At 37.4% G+C, this 15,386-nt stretch carries 13 protein-coding genes; 7 read left to right on the top strand and 6 right to left on the bottom strand.

Translation table 11 applies throughout. From position 1 onward, the window contains the following. Positions 1 to 27: 27 nt before the first annotated feature. The gene (locus K6I41_RS14240; RefSeq protein ID WP_107881118.1) at positions 28 to 516 is read right to left on the bottom strand and encodes a YqiA/YcfP family alpha/beta fold hydrolase; all 489 of its coding nucleotides are present in this window, start codon (positions 514 to 516) and stop codon (positions 28 to 30) included. A 258-nt stretch (positions 517 to 774) separates the two neighbouring features. On the opposite strand from K6I41_RS14240, the gene lysS reads away from it, so the two are divergent. The 5 genes from lysS (at position 775) to cysN (ending at position 6,870) form a co-directional block, all read left to right on the top strand. Beyond that, the gene (gene lysS / locus K6I41_RS14235) at positions 775 to 2,304 is read left to right on the top strand and encodes a lysine--tRNA ligase (protein WP_004793971.1); all 1,530 of its coding nucleotides are present in this window, start codon (positions 775 to 777) and stop codon (positions 2,302 to 2,304) included. A 186-nt stretch (positions 2,305 to 2,490) separates the two neighbouring features. Continuing rightward, complete coding sequence (locus tag K6I41_RS14230; protein WP_250374643.1) at positions 2,491 to 3,939, top strand: capsule assembly Wzi family protein; 1,449 nt, start codon at positions 2,491 to 2,493, stop codon at positions 3,937 to 3,939. 254 nt (positions 3,940 to 4,193) lie between these two features. After that, positions 4,194 to 4,325: a hypothetical protein gene (locus tag K6I41_RS14225; protein ID WP_002117520.1), complete on the top strand. Its 132-nt coding sequence runs from the start codon at positions 4,194 to 4,196 to the stop codon at positions 4,323 to 4,325. Then, the gene (cysD, locus tag K6I41_RS14220) at positions 4,318 to 5,226 is read left to right on the top strand and encodes a sulfate adenylyltransferase subunit CysD (protein ID WP_000140408.1); all 909 of its coding nucleotides are present in this window, start codon (positions 4,318 to 4,320) and stop codon (positions 5,224 to 5,226) included. Before K6I41_RS14225 ends, cysD begins: the two co-directional genes overlap by 8 nt. Positions 5,227 to 5,256: 30 nt before the next feature. After that, on the top strand, positions 5,257 to 6,870 hold the full coding sequence (gene cysN / locus K6I41_RS14215) for a sulfate adenylyltransferase subunit CysN (protein ID WP_250374642.1): 1,614 nt from the start codon (positions 5,257 to 5,259) through the stop codon (positions 6,868 to 6,870). A gap of 53 nt (positions 6,871 to 6,923) precedes the next feature. Here cysN and K6I41_RS14210 read toward each other — a convergent pair whose 3' ends face one another. After that, on the bottom strand, positions 6,924 to 7,481 hold the full coding sequence (locus tag K6I41_RS14210; RefSeq protein WP_250374641.1) for a DUF2239 family protein: 558 nt from the start codon (positions 7,479 to 7,481) through the stop codon (positions 6,924 to 6,926). A 213-nt stretch (positions 7,482 to 7,694) separates the two neighbouring features. On the opposite strand from K6I41_RS14210, the gene K6I41_RS14205 reads away from it, so the two are divergent. Beyond that, positions 7,695 to 8,207, top strand: coding sequence for a hypothetical protein (locus tag K6I41_RS14205; protein WP_004793963.1), 513 nt, complete (start codon positions 7,695 to 7,697; stop codon positions 8,205 to 8,207). Between the two features lie 41 nt (positions 8,208 to 8,248). Here the strand turns inward: K6I41_RS14205 and K6I41_RS14200 are convergent, their stop codons facing one another. The 3 genes from K6I41_RS14200 to K6I41_RS14190 all read right to left on the bottom strand — a co-directional run bounded on the left by K6I41_RS14200 (position 8,249) and on the right by K6I41_RS14190 (position 12,583). Beyond that, positions 8,249 to 9,586, bottom strand: coding sequence for a CitMHS family transporter (locus K6I41_RS14200; RefSeq protein ID WP_250374640.1), 1,338 nt, complete (start codon positions 9,584 to 9,586; stop codon positions 8,249 to 8,251). A 569-nt stretch (positions 9,587 to 10,155) separates the two neighbouring features. Then, entirely contained in the window at positions 10,156 to 11,481 is a 1,326-nt protein-coding gene (gene paeA / locus K6I41_RS14195) for a polyamine export protein PaeA (protein ID WP_004793961.1), read from the bottom strand. Positions 11,482 to 11,593: 112 nt separating this feature from the next. Next, on the bottom strand, positions 11,594 to 12,583 hold the full coding sequence (locus K6I41_RS14190; protein WP_004703082.1) for a LysR family transcriptional regulator: 990 nt from the start codon (positions 12,581 to 12,583) through the stop codon (positions 11,594 to 11,596). 587 nt (positions 12,584 to 13,170) lie between these two features. On the opposite strand from K6I41_RS14190, the gene K6I41_RS14185 reads away from it, so the two are divergent. Further along, positions 13,171 to 14,775 (top strand): isocitrate lyase, encoded by a 1,605-nt coding sequence (locus tag K6I41_RS14185; protein WP_005303365.1) that lies wholly within the window; start codon positions 13,171 to 13,173, stop codon positions 14,773 to 14,775. Positions 14,776 to 14,833: 58 nt separating this feature from the next. Here the strand turns inward: K6I41_RS14185 and K6I41_RS14180 are convergent, their stop codons facing one another. Further along, positions 14,834 to 15,304, bottom strand: coding sequence for a copper resistance protein NlpE (locus K6I41_RS14180; protein ID WP_250374639.1), 471 nt, complete (start codon positions 15,302 to 15,304; stop codon positions 14,834 to 14,836). Positions 15,305 to 15,386 lie beyond the last annotated feature (82 nt).

The raw sequence follows: 15,386 nt of genomic DNA, 5'->3' as shown, positions 1-15,386 counted from the left end.
CAGTTTTTATAATCAAACGATATAAATCTAGGACAAATATTTTTTATAAATTTTTATAATCAGATCATTAATTCGAGAAGGATAGGCTAAGCGATGATGTCCACCTTCAAACGTTTCAATATTCATGTAGGGTGCAAGTTTTTCTTGAACCTGATACATATCAAGTTGCTCATCTCCTAATTCTAAATAGGCCATTTTAGGATTAGAGAGCATGAGTTCATCTTCAGAAAGTTGAGGGTAGTCTGCCCGAAAATTAGGGGTAAGACTTGGATTTGCCACTATAACCGCTAATTTATGTTGAGCAGCAGTTTTTAGAGCCCAATAGCCTCCAATGCTATGACCCACCAATAAATCTGGTTTGATCGTCTGAATAGCCTGATGGTAAAAGTACTCAACAGATGCATAACTTAAGTTACGATAATCGACGTCAATACAAAATTTTTCAGGATGTAAAATGGCATGGAACTTTGTCGATTCCCGGGAAGAATCCAAGCCATGTAAAAATAGAATTTTCATTATTTACGACACAATCTCATTCATAAAATAAAAGGCAAATCGGGCCTTTTGAATATCGAGGTTATTTGGATTTTTTTATATTTTACTAAATGCTTTAAAAAATGATCTTAGCGATTGGTCTAAGTCACTTTGCCTTTAAAAAGTGGTGTTTTGTTCTATAAAATTGTCTTTTTTCATTTTTGTTTGATTGAAATCATTCGAAAAACTTCCGCAATCTGTTAGGATATAGCACTTAATTTTTACTTAATCGAGGCAGAGATGACGCAACAAAACGCTCAATCGACTTCTGAACCAACTATTTCCGAAAACGATTTAATTGCACAGCGTCATGCCAAATTAAAGCAAATCCAAGATGTTGCGAAGGAAACTGGAAAGAGTCCTTGGCCGAATACGTTTAAGCGTGAACACTACGCAGCTGATCTACAAGAACAATTTAAAGATCAGTCGAAAGAACAAATTGAAAGCGCTGAGCATGTCTATGTAAAAGTGGCTGGTCGTGTCATGTTAAACCGTGGTTCTTTCATGGTTATTCAAGATATGACAGGTCGTATTCAGCTATATGTTGACCGTAAAGGTTTACCAAAAGATATTCTTGAGACTATTAAAGGTTTAGACCTTGGTGACATTATTGCTGCCGAAGGTTATATCGGACGTTCAGGAAAAGGTGACTTATATGTTCATCTTGAAGGTTTTGAACTTCTTACAAAATCTCTTCGTCCGTTACCAGATAAATTCCATGGCTTAAATGACACAGAAGTTAAGTACCGTAAACGTTACCTTGACTTAATTGTGAATGAAGAAACACGTAAAACTTTTGAAATCCGTGCCAAAGTTGTTGCAGGTATTCGAGCATTCTTAAACAATGAACGGTTCATGGAAGTTGAAACGCCAATGATGCATGTGATTCCGGGTGGTGCGTCTGCGCGTCCGTTTGAAACACATCATAATGCTTTGGATATGCCTTTATTCTTGCGTATTGCACCTGAGCTTTATTTAAAACGTTTGGTTGTTGGTGGTTTCGAACGTGTGTTTGAAATTAACCGTAACTTCCGTAATGAAGGGGTGTCAACGCGTCACAATCCTGAATTTACGATGATCGAGTTTTATCAAGCTTATGCTGATTATAAAGACTTGATGCAATTAACTGAAAACATGCTTGAAAAATTGGCTTTGGATATTCTGGGTACAACTGATGTGCCTTACCAAGGTGAAGTGTTTAGCTTCAAAGGGCCATTCAAGAAAATCTCTATGTTTGATGCGATTTTAGAGAATAACCCACAATTTACGCCTGAAAATGTTGGTGACCGTGAGTTCCTTGCTCAATTTATTCGTGAAGAATTAAAAGAACAAGTTAAGCCTGGGTTTGGTTTAGGTAAGCTTCAAACGATCGTATTTGAAGAAACTGTTGAAACCAAACTTCGTCAGCCTACATTTATTACTGAATATCCAGCTGAAACATCTCCACTCGCTCGCCGTAATGATGACAATGCACATATTACTGATCGTTTTGAGTTTTTCATTGGTGGCCGTGAATTGGCAAATGGTTTCAGCGAGTTAAATGATCCAATTGATCAAGCTGAACGTTTCCAAGCTCAGGTTGCTGAAAAAGATGCTGGTGATGATGAAGCAATGCATTACGATGCAGAATTCGTTGAAGCGCTTGAGTATGGTTTACCACCTACAGCAGGTGAAGGTATCGGTATTGACCGTTTGGTGATGTTATTTGCCGATGCTCCAAGTATTCGTGATGTAATTTTATTCCCTCATATGCGCCGTAAAGAAGGTTAATCTTCTAAAGGCAAAAAAGGCAGTATTTATACTGCCTTTTTTTATTACTTTTATATCTCAAAAACTTACCTATCTACACTAATCTTAAAATAGCGTTAAAAAATGTAATTGCACAGTTTAACAATTGCAAAGTTGTGATAAAAAATTTAAGGTGTTGCTCATAAATAACTTTGAGAATTGGCTGGCATGTTTCTAAGAAAAACACTTTCGATTGCAATATTGGCAACTGCTTCATCCGCTATTTTTGCACAAGGTTTAGTGCTAAATAATGAGGACTTACGTACAGACTTAAATTGGTTGAATCAACAAGGTGTTATCAAGATTAGCACCTCAACTTGGCCGTTAAGTGGTGATGAAATCCAGAGAGCCCTCTCTCAAGCGCAAGTGACGCATCCAGCTCAACAAAAAGTTATTAATTCAGTTCTTGATGCATTAAAAGCAGATAACGATACGGTTAAAGTGGGCGCTTTTGCTGAGACCGATAGCAAAAATATTCCGCAAGCATTCGGTGATAACCAAAAAGCTCAATATCAAGGTTCTTTAGAGTTTAATGCTGGTGGTGAAAACTGGGATGCAAAAATCCGAGTAAATGCAGAAAAAGATCCACAAATTGATAATGGGCAAGATGTGAATGTTGAAGGCTCATATGTTGCTGGTAAACTTTGGAATCAGTGGATAGTTGCGGGTCAAATTCCAACATGGTGGGGTCCTGGCCATGATGGTAGCTTAATTCGTGGTGATGCTAGCCGCCCAGTTTATGGTGTAACAGCACAACGTGCTGTGCAAAATGCTTTTGATACAAAATGGTTATCTTGGATTGGACCTTGGCAATACCAAGCTTTTGCTGGTCAATTAGATGACTACAAAGCAGTCCCAGACGCAAAGTTAATTGGATTGCGTGTAACTGCACAACCATTACCCTATATTGAGTTGGGTGCATCGCGTGCTATTCAATGGGGCGGTGATGGACGTCCTGAAAGTTTTAGTTCTTTATGGGATGCATTTGTCGGCAATAAAGATAACGGTGGAACGGGGGAACCAGATCCATCTAACCAAATTGCTGGCTTTGATGGTCGCTTATTACTACAACCGCTATTCCAAGTTCCAGTTAGCATATATGGACAATATGTAGGTGAGGATGAGGCTGGTGGCTTACCTTCTAAGAAAATGTACTTAGCGGGTGTGGACTATTCATCTAGCTACAATAACTTGCCTTATCAACTTTATGCAGAATGGGCGGATACACGAACTAATGGTGATGTAAGAGGTATCTCTTATGCTCATAATGCAACATATAAAGATGGCTATTACCAACATGGTTACCCATTAGGCCACGCGATGGGTGGTGATGGACAAATGTACTCAGTGGGTGGTGATATCCGCTTTGATGTCATGAACCGTTTAAGTGGTCGTGCAATGGTGGTTAAAGTTAATCAATCTAACTTGGCAATCAATAAGGCATTCCCTAAAGACGATGAAATCAAAGCCTTTGATTTAACTTGGACGCATTACATCAAACCTGATCTTCCATTAAAAATTAATGGCTGGGTAAGTGATTCTGATCTAGAAGGTAATGACGCAGGTGCGTCTATTGGAATTGAAATTCCATTAGAACGTAAAATGTTCGGTTTCTAAGAATAGATCATGTTTTAGAAAAGAGAAGCGATCAAAGCTTCTCTTTTTTTATGGTTTTTAGAGAAATCTAAAGACTAGAACATGATTTGCTTAAGTTGGCTACACAAGCTACGATTGCAAAGTTGCGCAAGTGAATCAGCATATTACATGTATATGATGAAATCGAATATCAATATGAAAAAACAAGCAAAAGAAATCGGTTTTAAATCACTATAATGCATAACTAATGCTATAAGCCATATAAAGGCTTGTGGTTGGATTATCTATCACGAAAAATTGGAGTTGTTATGGCACTCGTTCCTCCACATGGTCTTCTAGGTGGTGGTTTAATACTACTTCTAGATTTTATGGGCAAAATGGATAGAGAAGGACGTGTTCATGACTGAATCAAGACTCACACATCTCAAGCAACTTGAAGCTGAAAGCATTCATATTATCCGTGAAGTTGCTGCTGAATTTGAAAATCCAGTCATGCTTTACTCAATTGGTAAAGACTCTGCGGTAATGCTTCACCTTGCGTTAAAAGCATTTTATCCAGCGAAACTTCCATTTCCTTTATTGCATGTAGATACAGGTTGGAAGTTTAAAGACATGATCGCGTTTCGCGATAATATGGCAAAAACGCATGGCTTTGATTTAATCGTTCATCAGAACAAAGAAGGTCGTGAAGCTGGAATTAATCCATTCGATCATGGTAGTTCAAAATATACAGATATTATGAAAACCCAAGCTTTAAAACAGGCATTGGATAAATATCAATTTGATGCTGCTTTTGGTGGTGCACGTCGTGATGAAGAAAAATCACGTGCGAAAGAGCGTGTTTATTCATTCCGTGATAGCAAGCATCGTTGGGATCCGAAAAACCAGCGTCCTGAACTTTGGAATCTTTACAATGGTAAAGTGAACAAAGGTGAAAGTATTCGTGTATTCCCTTTATCTAACTGGACTGAGTTGGATATTTGGCAATATATCTATTTAGAAAATATTCAAATCGTTCCTCTTTATTTCTCTGCTGTTCGTCCAGTAGTAGAGCGTAGTGGTACGTTAATCATGGTTGATGATGAACGTATGCGCTTAAAAGAAGGTGAAGTTCCACAGATGAAGTCTGTACGTTTCCGTACGCTTGGCTGTTATCCATTAACTGGTGCAGTTGAGTCTGAAGCGGATACGTTACCTGAAATTATCCAAGAGATGCTTTTAGCCACTAGTTCTGAGCGTCAAGGTCGTATGATTGACCATGATGAAGCGGGCTCAATGGAAAAGAAAAAGCAAGAAGGCTATTTCTAAGACAATTTCTAAATTTGTGGAGTTTGAGCAATGTCTCATCAATCAGAATTAATCAGTCAAGATATCTTGGCCTATTTGAAGCAACATGAACAAAAAGACCTTCTGCGCTTTTTGACTTGCGGTAACGTAGATGATGGTAAAAGTACTTTAATTGGACGTTTACTCTACGACTCAAAATTGATTTATGAAGATCAATTGCAAGCTGTAACGCGCGATAGTAAAAAAGTAGGAACCACAGGTGATGCGCCAGATTTGGCATTACTTGTAGATGGTTTACAAGCTGAGCGTGAGCAGGGTATTACCATTGATGTGGCTTATCGCTATTTCTCAACTGAAAAGCGTAAGTTTATTATTGCTGATACCCCAGGACATGAGCAATATACGCGTAACATGGCAACAGGCGCATCGACAGCTGATCTTGCAATTATCTTGATTGATGCGCGTTATGGTGTGCAAACTCAAACTCGTCGCCATACATTTATTGCTAGTTTACTTGGTATTAAAAATATCGTTGTTGCTATTAATAAAATGGACTTGGTTGAGTACTCTCCTGAACGCTTTACTGAAATTCAGATTGAATATGATGCTTTCGTAAGCCAATTGGGTGATCGTCGTCCAGCCAACATCCAGTTTGTTCCAATTTCTGCTTTAAATGGCGATAACGTAGTAAATGCTTCTGAGCATACAGCTTGGTACAAGGGTCAAACCTTGATGAGCATTCTTGAATCTGTGGAAATTAGTCGTGAATCAAACAAACACGAATTCCGTTTCCCTGTTCAATATGTGAACCGTCCAAACCTCGATTTCCGTGGTTTTGCTGGTACTGTTGCTTTGGGTGAAATCAATGTTGGTGATGAAATCGTTGCATTACCATCAGGTAAGCGTTCAACAGTTAAAGAAATCGTTACTTTTGATGGAAATCTAGATCAAGCTGTTGCCGGTCAAGCTGTAACATTAACGTTGAATGATGAAATTGATATTAGCCGTGGTAACGTTTTGGTACGTGCTGGCGAGCAACCATTAATTTCACGTAGTGTTCGTGCTTCAGTGGTATGGATGAATGAACATCCATTGGTGAAAGGCAAGTTGTACAACGTTAAAATTGGTACACAGACTGTTCCTGCCAAAGTGACTAACATTCACTATCGTGTGAATGTGAATACGCTTGAGCATACTCAGGTTGAGGAGCTTGAGTTAAATGCAATTGCAGATGTTGTTGTTGAGTTTGATGCACCAGTCGTATTTGATCAATACCAAGATTCACGATACACAGGTTCATTTATTTTCATTGATCGTTTAAGCAATGTAACGGTTGGTGCGGGTATGGTTGAGTCTGCGGTAGAGTGGACTGCACATAGCAATCCTGTTACTGCTGAAGATCGTGCTGCACGTTTAGGTCAAAAACCTGCGGTGATTGGGATTTCTGCACAGTTAATCGAGAAAGCTCAAGTTTTAGAAAGCTTATTGATCCAACAAGGTGTAGTTGCGATTGCAAAAGCTAACTTAACTGCTGAGCAAATTACTTTATTGCGTGAGACAGGTGTTGTGGTTATCACTACGGCTGTGGATGGCACAGATACAGAAGTTACTGCTGAAACTGTTGAAGAAGCAGTTGAAAAAGTTGTGGAATTAGTCCGTCTTTAATAGGCTGAATTGATTTTGAGAAAACCCGCGTAAGCGGGTTTTTTTTATTGGGCTTAGAAAATACTTTGAGTTTTTAAAGTTAAATATTCTCTTAAATCTTTAGGATAGCTCTGAATCATCTTTAAAAATAGATCTCGATCGCCTTGATATAAGGCGCGTGTTGCTTCCTCATAATTTGGCATATTACCCAACATGGCAGACATAAAACGGTCGATGGCTTGTTTAGCGAGCATAATATTACCTTCAGAATTTGGGTTATTTAACTCTTTATCAATTAACTTACGAATTATTGCTGATGCACTCGCACTTTGTTGATCTAACCAATCCCAATGTTTTTTCTGTAAAGTGATTTCACGCGAAATTACTCCGAGTTTAGGTCGTCCAACTTTTTTAATTTCTTCTGGTTCAGCATAACGTTGTTGAAATTCTTGTTCCGAACCAGAAAGATCAAGATCAATTTGTTGGCCTGTTTGATCATTAAAAATCAGAATATTTTCCGTTGTTTTCGGAAGATCTTTAAGTTTTTTTGCAAGTTCAATTAGGGAGTCACTCGCAATAAGCGTGCTTCCAGTGAAAGCAGTATAGGTGATTTTAGTATTCATTTTAGTCATATATTTTTATCTGGGTAAAATAATATTACCAGGGTAAAATTATTTTGGCAAATAATTAATTTTATAACCAAAGAATTATTTGATTTTATGAGGGTAGTCTATGAAGTTAGGACTATAAAAATAGTCAAGATAATAGGCTATTTAAAATTTTACTCTGCTTTGATATCGCTTTTATGAGACAATGTTTTTTTATTTTTGTGTATTAGGACTCCCATGATTGAGCAATCTCCTGAATCTTTAAGCGATATCGAAATTTTAGACATTTTACAGTCTATGAAAAAAGATAAGCTGGATACGGAAGCAAATGAGATTATCCGTAATGGGGGGAAAGCTGGGCGTCAAGAAGCACATAAACAGGCTTTAGTTGCGTTGAATGCAAACTTTGAAGAAAAGTTTGTAGAGGCTGCTACGCTGGCATTAGGCTTGAATTCAGGTCAGGCGAAAAAGATTCGTTATAAAAAAGACCGTATCCGTATTTTTAAAGCACGTGGTATTGATTATTTAGCTATTGATGGTGCAGAAACCGCTCAGGTTTTAGCTCAAGTTGCTCAAGCGATTAGTCGTGAAGACGCGATCGTGACTGAAGGTCTACACAATATTTTTCCATTTTGGAAAGAAGGTTGGCCAATGGTTCAGTTTGATAATGCTTATAAAATTTTAGAAGAAGACATTACATTGCATTTTCAAATTGTGTTAGATCACTTAATTGAATATGTACAGAAATAAAAAAAAGCCCCGATAGGGGCTTTTTTATTGTGAAACAATAATTAAAGCGTGCTAAATAGTGGGAAAACACCAATCACTAAAGCAGTACCCATTAATACCATACAAGTTATGAATGCCCACTTTAAAGTGAACTTTTGATGGTCGGCAAAATCGACTTTAGCAAGACCGCATAACAAATAGGTTGATGGAACAAGAGGGGATAGCAAGTGTACAGGTTGACCTACAATTGAAGCGCGAGCAATCGCTTCTGCACTAATACCATAATGTGAAGCAGCTTCAGCAAGAATAGGTAAAACGCCATAGAAGAAAGCATCATTTGACATAAAGAAGGTCAAAGGCATACTCACTAAAGCTGTGATCGGTGCAAGGTATGGACCCATGCTTGGAGGAATCATTGCGACGAATTCTTTAGACATCGCCTCAACCATACCTGTGCCAGATAAAATACCTGTGAAAATACCTGCTGCGAAAATTAAGCCCACAACAGCTAAGACACTGTCTGCATGCATTGCAATGCGTTTTTTCTGCATATCAACATCTGGGTAGTTAATGAGCATTGCAATACAGAATGCTATCATGAACAACACAGACATAGGCAAAATGCCTTTGATCAAAGCAACCATAAGAAGGATTGTGAGCACCATGTTTACTTTACGTAAATGTGGGCGAGTCGCTTCAGGATCTTTCGATACAGTAATGTTATCACCATGGTGAGTTTCAAGTTCAATAACGCCTAAACGTTTTTGCTCGTAACGACCATATAAGTATGCCAAGAAGAATAACCAACCAATACTAATGATCATAGGGATAATCATTGGTACGAAAATGTGGCTTGGGTCAACTTGCAGGGCGCTTGCAGCACGAGCTGTAGGGCCACCCCATGGGGTTAGGTTCATTACACCACTACATAACAGCATAAGTGCAGTCATGATGAGGGTATTCATTCCTAAGCGTTGATAAAGTGGCAGCATTGCAGCTACACAAATCATATAGGTTGTAGAACCATCACCATCTAAAGAAACCATTGTGGTTAAGAACACAGTTCCTAGTGTGATTTTTAGAGGATCACCTTTAACCTTTTTTAAAATCCATTTAACCGGTGGATCGAAAAGACCTGCATCGATCATTAAGGCAAAATATAAAATTGCGAATAAAAGCATTACGCCAGTTGGCGCTAATTTTTTGATGCCATCCAGCATCATCTCACTGAGACCTTTGAGTTCAATGTGACTTAAACTTTCAAAGTAGTGACCTAGGCCCCAGGCAACAAGAGAAAAAATAAATGGGATGAGAATTAAAGCAATAATAGGGCTTAAACGTTTGGACATGATTAAGTACATGAAGCACAAAATCATGCCAACACCAAGTAATGTCAGCATACAATCAATCCTTTGCCTATAGTTTTACTGAACAAGTTTATTCAAAACTCTGACCTTGGTTATTCTTATTAATTTTTATTAAAAAGACAAATAATATATTTAGTTTATTTGGTTAATATATATTCAGTTGGAGGGGTATATTTAGGCGAAATACTGAACATATATATTAAGATTATAATAAGCTTATAATAAATGTGATTCATTATATTAGATTATAAAGGTTTTATAAAATTAAAAATTATATGATATTTTTTTAAATTATATATGGTTTGATGGGGGAAATGAGAAGAAGAACCATTTAAAGACTTGCTTTGAGCTAAGTTCCATAAGATCTGAGGTAATGTAAATTGGGACTTAACTGCTTAGTGGTAATTGAGATATATAGATTATTCTATTATTTTTCAGTATTTAAGATTTAATATAAATGATGATTTAAATAATATTGCTTTTAGATTAAAAGAGCAACTTGAATTTATGAATCTAAAATAATTATTACACATATTTGAAAAATTTATTTAGATTTAAAAAATACCCCACATAAAATTGTGAGGTATTTAAATTAATATAAATCAGTTGTCATCAATTGATGAATGTACTTCAGTTTGTTCTAAAATTCGAGTTACAAGAAGTTGGTCAATTTTAAAATGATCGACATCGACTACTTCAAACTTGTATCCACCGAATTCTACAAAATCTGCCGGACGTGGAATTTTGCGTAGGCGGTACATCATGAAGCCTGCTAAAGTTTCATAATTTTCTTCATCAGGCATTTCATCAATTTCAAGTGCGTGTCTTAAGTCATCAATTGGTGTGCTGCCATCAATTAACCATGAGTTATTATCACGTTTAATGATTTGTTGCTCTTCATCAATTGGAGTGACCCAGTCGCCCATAACCGTAATCATAATATCGCTTAAAGTAATAACACCTACGACAAGCGCATATTCGTTTATCACAACCGCAAACTTTTCTTTCGTAGAGCGGAAACGATCAAGTAATTCCGAGAGGGTTAGGGTGTCAGGAATCATCAAGACAGTACGAATGGTCGATTCATTCAATTGAGTTGGAGACTGGTTATTTAAAATGCGCACAAGAAAGTCTTTGGCGTCGACGTAACCAATAACTTGATCAATATTTTCATTACATACCAAAAATTTTGAATATGGATACTCTGCTAATTTTTGGCGAATGCTATCTTCATGTTCATTTAAAGTAAAATAAACAACATTTTCACGTGTAGTCATACTCGAAGGTACGTTACGTTCTTCTAATTCAAAAACATTCTCGATAAAGTGGTGTTCTTGTTTTTGAAGTACGCCTGCTTGAGCACCTGCATCCATTACTGCTGAAATATCATCAAAAGTAATATTGTCTTCTCGCGTTGTATTCACTTTAAACAAACGGAATAGCAGGTTGGCAATTGCGTTAATTCCCCAAGCTAAAGGTTTGCAAATTTTAATAAAAACCTGAATTGGGTTAATAACACTAATTGCAATTTTTTCAGGTGCAATCATAGCCAAACGTTTTGGCATAAGATCGGCAAATAAAATAAAGAGTGAGGTCACTAGGGTAAAGGAAAGGGCAAAACCGATCGTTTGTGTCCAAGGGCCTGTGTAAAAGCGGTCCACTAAAGTGACAAAATAAGGACGAAAAGCAGCTTCACCCAAAATACCGCCTAAAATTGCAACTGCATTTAGACCAATTTGAGAGGCTGCAAAAAAGTCAGCAGATTGTTCTTGTAAATCTAGTACTTGTTGGGCGCGTTCTTCACCCGCTTCGGCTAGAATTTTTAGCTTAACTTTTCGGGCACCTGCTAGTGCAATTTCAGTTAAAGATAAAAAGCCTGCTCCGATGATAAGCAGTACGATGATAATGATATTTTGAAAGAGACTCACAAATCACCTGAGGTTCATCATTATTATGACTATGTTTTAACATAAAAAAGCGCTGAGGTAATCAGATTGATTGCTCAGCGCTTGAAGATAGGACAATTAAATTAAAATTTATTTAATAGTGAGAAAATTGTGAATTATTGGTTAGAAATTCACGGTTTTCTTCTTCAATCATTTGACGAGCAACAAATAAGATAAGTTGGCGTAGCCAGCGATGAGCAGGGTGATGATGTAACAACGGACACCAAGCCATTTTAAGTTCGAACTCTGGAATATAAAAAGGAGGATCCTTTATAACCAGTTTAGGATTCTGTGTTTGTAGGCGTGCCATGCGTGTTGGTAATGTAGCAATAAGATCTACATTTTGAGCAAGTAATGCAGGCATTTGGTAGTGGCGAGTAAATACTGAAATTTTACGACGTTGACCAATACGTTCTAATGCTTGATCAATCCAGCCTAAACCACCTTGTTTGTCAGGGTTTACACCAAAACCTACACCCATACCTGTTTTAGAAACCCAGATATGTTGTGCATCTAAATAGCTTTTTAAATTTAAATGAGTCACAGCAGGGTGTTTGTCGTTCAGAATACAACTGAAACTATCACGCCAAACTAAAACCTGATGGAAACTTTGCGGTATTTCATTAAATCTATTAATTGCAAGATCAACTTTACCTTGTTCCATGTCTCTATAAGACACATCACTCGGTGTAAGAAAATCAAGAACAACATTTGGAGCTTCAGAGCGGAGCGCTTTGACAAGACGAGGAACTAAAGTTGCCTCAGCATAGTCAGACGTCATAATGCGGAAAACGCGATTACTTGTATAAGGGCGGAATTCGGTACGGGGTTCCAAAATCATGGAGAGATCAGAAAGGGCATCACGAATACGAGGCTGTAATTCAAGTGCACGTTCTGTTGGAGTCATGCCTTCGGACGAGCGGATAAGAAGAGGGTCATTAAATAAATTACGCAAACGACGTAAAATATTACTCATTGCAGGCTGAGTTACCCCAAGTTGTTCGGCCGCGCGTGTAACATTTTTTTCACGAAGAAGTACATCAAGATATATTAATAGATTAAGATCTACTCGCTCCAGATTCATAAAAAAAATACCGAAAATAAAACCCTGAAATTGTTTCAAATTATGCCATATCTAATAACTATTGTGTGAAAAAATGATGAGAAAAACGACATTTTTTGTAGGAATTAAGTAGGGGGGAGAGGTACTTCAAAGGCTCGATTTTATTGTCTTTGCTACGTTTTTAAGTATGAAGGAGATAAATAGAATATATTTATATATAACTTACTACTTTCTAGCATGTAAATTGACTTTTTACATTGGCAAAAATAGCCTAATTTACAATTGACTTTTTAAATTAAAAATGGCTGGAAAAACTTCAAAAATTGTATAAAAATAAGACTTACTAGGTTTTTAGAATAAAATTCTATACTCCTTTAGAATAATTTTATTTTTATAAACAAAGTGTTAATGTTTTTGGTTTTATCTATAATATCGATTTATCGGTATATTTTTTAAATAAATACTGAAGATTAATAAAGGATATTGGATTAATTGATTGGCTAAGTCTAAGCTGTGTTCATGACGAAGCAGCTGGTGTCATAAGAAATTTAAGTACATGACTCTAGGCTTCAATCGATGAAATCCTAAAATGAATACAGGACAATATCATGACTACATATCAAACAGCGATTGATGCAATCCGCGAACTAAAAGCAAAATTCGGTAGCACTTGGCGCGATATTAGCCCAGAAGATGCTGCACGTATGCAAATGCAAAACCAATTCAAAACTGGTTTAGATATTGCTAAATATACAGCTGCGATTATGCGTCGTGATATGGCTGCTTATGATGCTGACTCTAGCAAATATACTCAATCATTAGGTTGCTGGCACGGTTTTATCGCACAACAAAAAATGATTGCGAACAAAAAATACTTCGGTACTACTGAGCGTCGCTATATCTACCTTTCTGGTTGGATGGTTGCTGCTCTTCGTTCAGAATTTGGTCCACTTCCTGACCAATCTATGCACGAAAAAACTTCAGTACCTGCATTAATCGAAGAAATCTACACTTTCTTACGTCAAGCTGACGCAAAAGAATTAAACGATTTATTCCGTGCGCTTAAAAAAGCAAACGAAGCTGGTGATACTGCTAAAGCTGCTGAAATCACTGCTCAAATCGACGGCTTCCAAACTCACATTGTGCCAATTATTGCTGACATCGATGCTGGTTTCGGTAACGAAGAAGCGACTTACTTACTTGCTCGTAAAATGATTGAAGCTGGTGCTTGTGCGCTTCAAATCGAAAACCAAGTATCTGATGCTAAACAATGTGGTCACCAAGCTGGTAAAGTAACTGTTCCACACGAAGACTTCATCGCTAAAATCCATGCATTACGTTATGCATTCTTAGAAATGGGTCTTGATGACGGTATTATCGTTGCGCGTACTGACTCAGAAGGCGCTGACTTGACTCAAAAAATCCCAGTGGTTAAAGAGCCAGGCGATATCGCATCTCAATACATCAGCTACTTAGATACTGTTGAAATTGACATTGCTGATGCTCAAGAAGACGAAATCTTGATTAAGCGTAATGGTAAATTACACCGTCCTAAGCGTTTAGCTTCTGGTTTATATCAGTTCCGTGCTGACACACAAATTGACCGTGTTGTACTTGACTGTGTATCTAGCCTTCAAAACGGTGCTGACCTTCTTTGGATCGAAACTGCGACTCCAAACGTAGAAGAAATCGCACACATGGTTAACCGTGTTAAAGAAGTTGTTCCAAATGCTAAGCTTGTTTATAACAACAGCCCATCATTCAACTGGACTTTAAACTTCCGTCAACAAGCTTACGACCGTTGGGTTGCTGAAGGTAAAGACGTTTCTGCATATGACCGCGCTAAATTAATGAGCGCTGAATATGATAATACTGAATTAGCTGCTGATGCAGATGCTAAGATCCGTACATTCCAAGCAGATGCTTCTCGTGAAGCGGGTGTGTTCCATCACTTGATCACACTTCCGACTTACCATACTGCTGCTCTTTCTACACATGAGCTTGCACAAGGTTACTTCGGTTCTGAAGGTATGTTGGCTTATGTTGCTGGTGTACAACGTAAAGAAATCCGTGGTGGTATCGCTTGTGTTAAACACCAAGCAATGGCGGGTTCTGACATCGGTGATGATCACAAAGAAATCTTCTCTGGTGACAACGCTCTTAAAGCACATGATGATGCTAAAAACACAATGAATCAATTCGCAGCTCACTAAGAATTGATTTCAAAAGAAAACCCGCTCACATGAGCGGGTTTTTTTATATTAAAAACAATTATTTTTTCAAAACATAATGCTCAGCTAAAGAGCCTTCAATTTTCTTACCTTCCATATCTAAAGCAGTTGCCGTATTTTCACCAATAAAGAATTTACGGTTTTGTCCTTTATCATCTAACGTAATGACTGAAGTATTATCTTTGTCAAAAGTAAATGTACCATGGGTTTCAAATGGTTTCTTATCACCTTTGCCAAGATAAGTTTCAGTCAATTCATAAGTTTTATCATTTTTTAACTCTAAATCAGTTTTGATGCCTTCACAGTCTGCACATGGAAGAGTGCCTTTATATGTGCCATTCCAATCTAGTGAGTTTTCAGCTGTATGAGCAGTATCTACTGCATTGTTATTCGCTTCAGTGGTTTGAGCTGGAGCAGAGGCTTGTGTCGTTGTATTGGCTTTATTTTCGTTTTTGCTACAAGCAACAAGAAGGGCACTTACAAGTGCAACTGATAATAATGTTTTTTTCATGATGATCTAAACCTCGGAAAATAAATAAAAAAGCAAATAACAGGCTATGAAATATGAGAGCTTAATAAAAGTTTAAGTATGT

Origin of the sequence: Acinetobacter sp. AS23 (assembly GCF_023612055.1) — a bacterium.
GTDB lineage: Bacteria > Pseudomonadota > Gammaproteobacteria > Pseudomonadales > Moraxellaceae > Acinetobacter > Acinetobacter oleivorans.
This window is presented reverse-complemented; position numbering and strand designations above follow the sequence as displayed.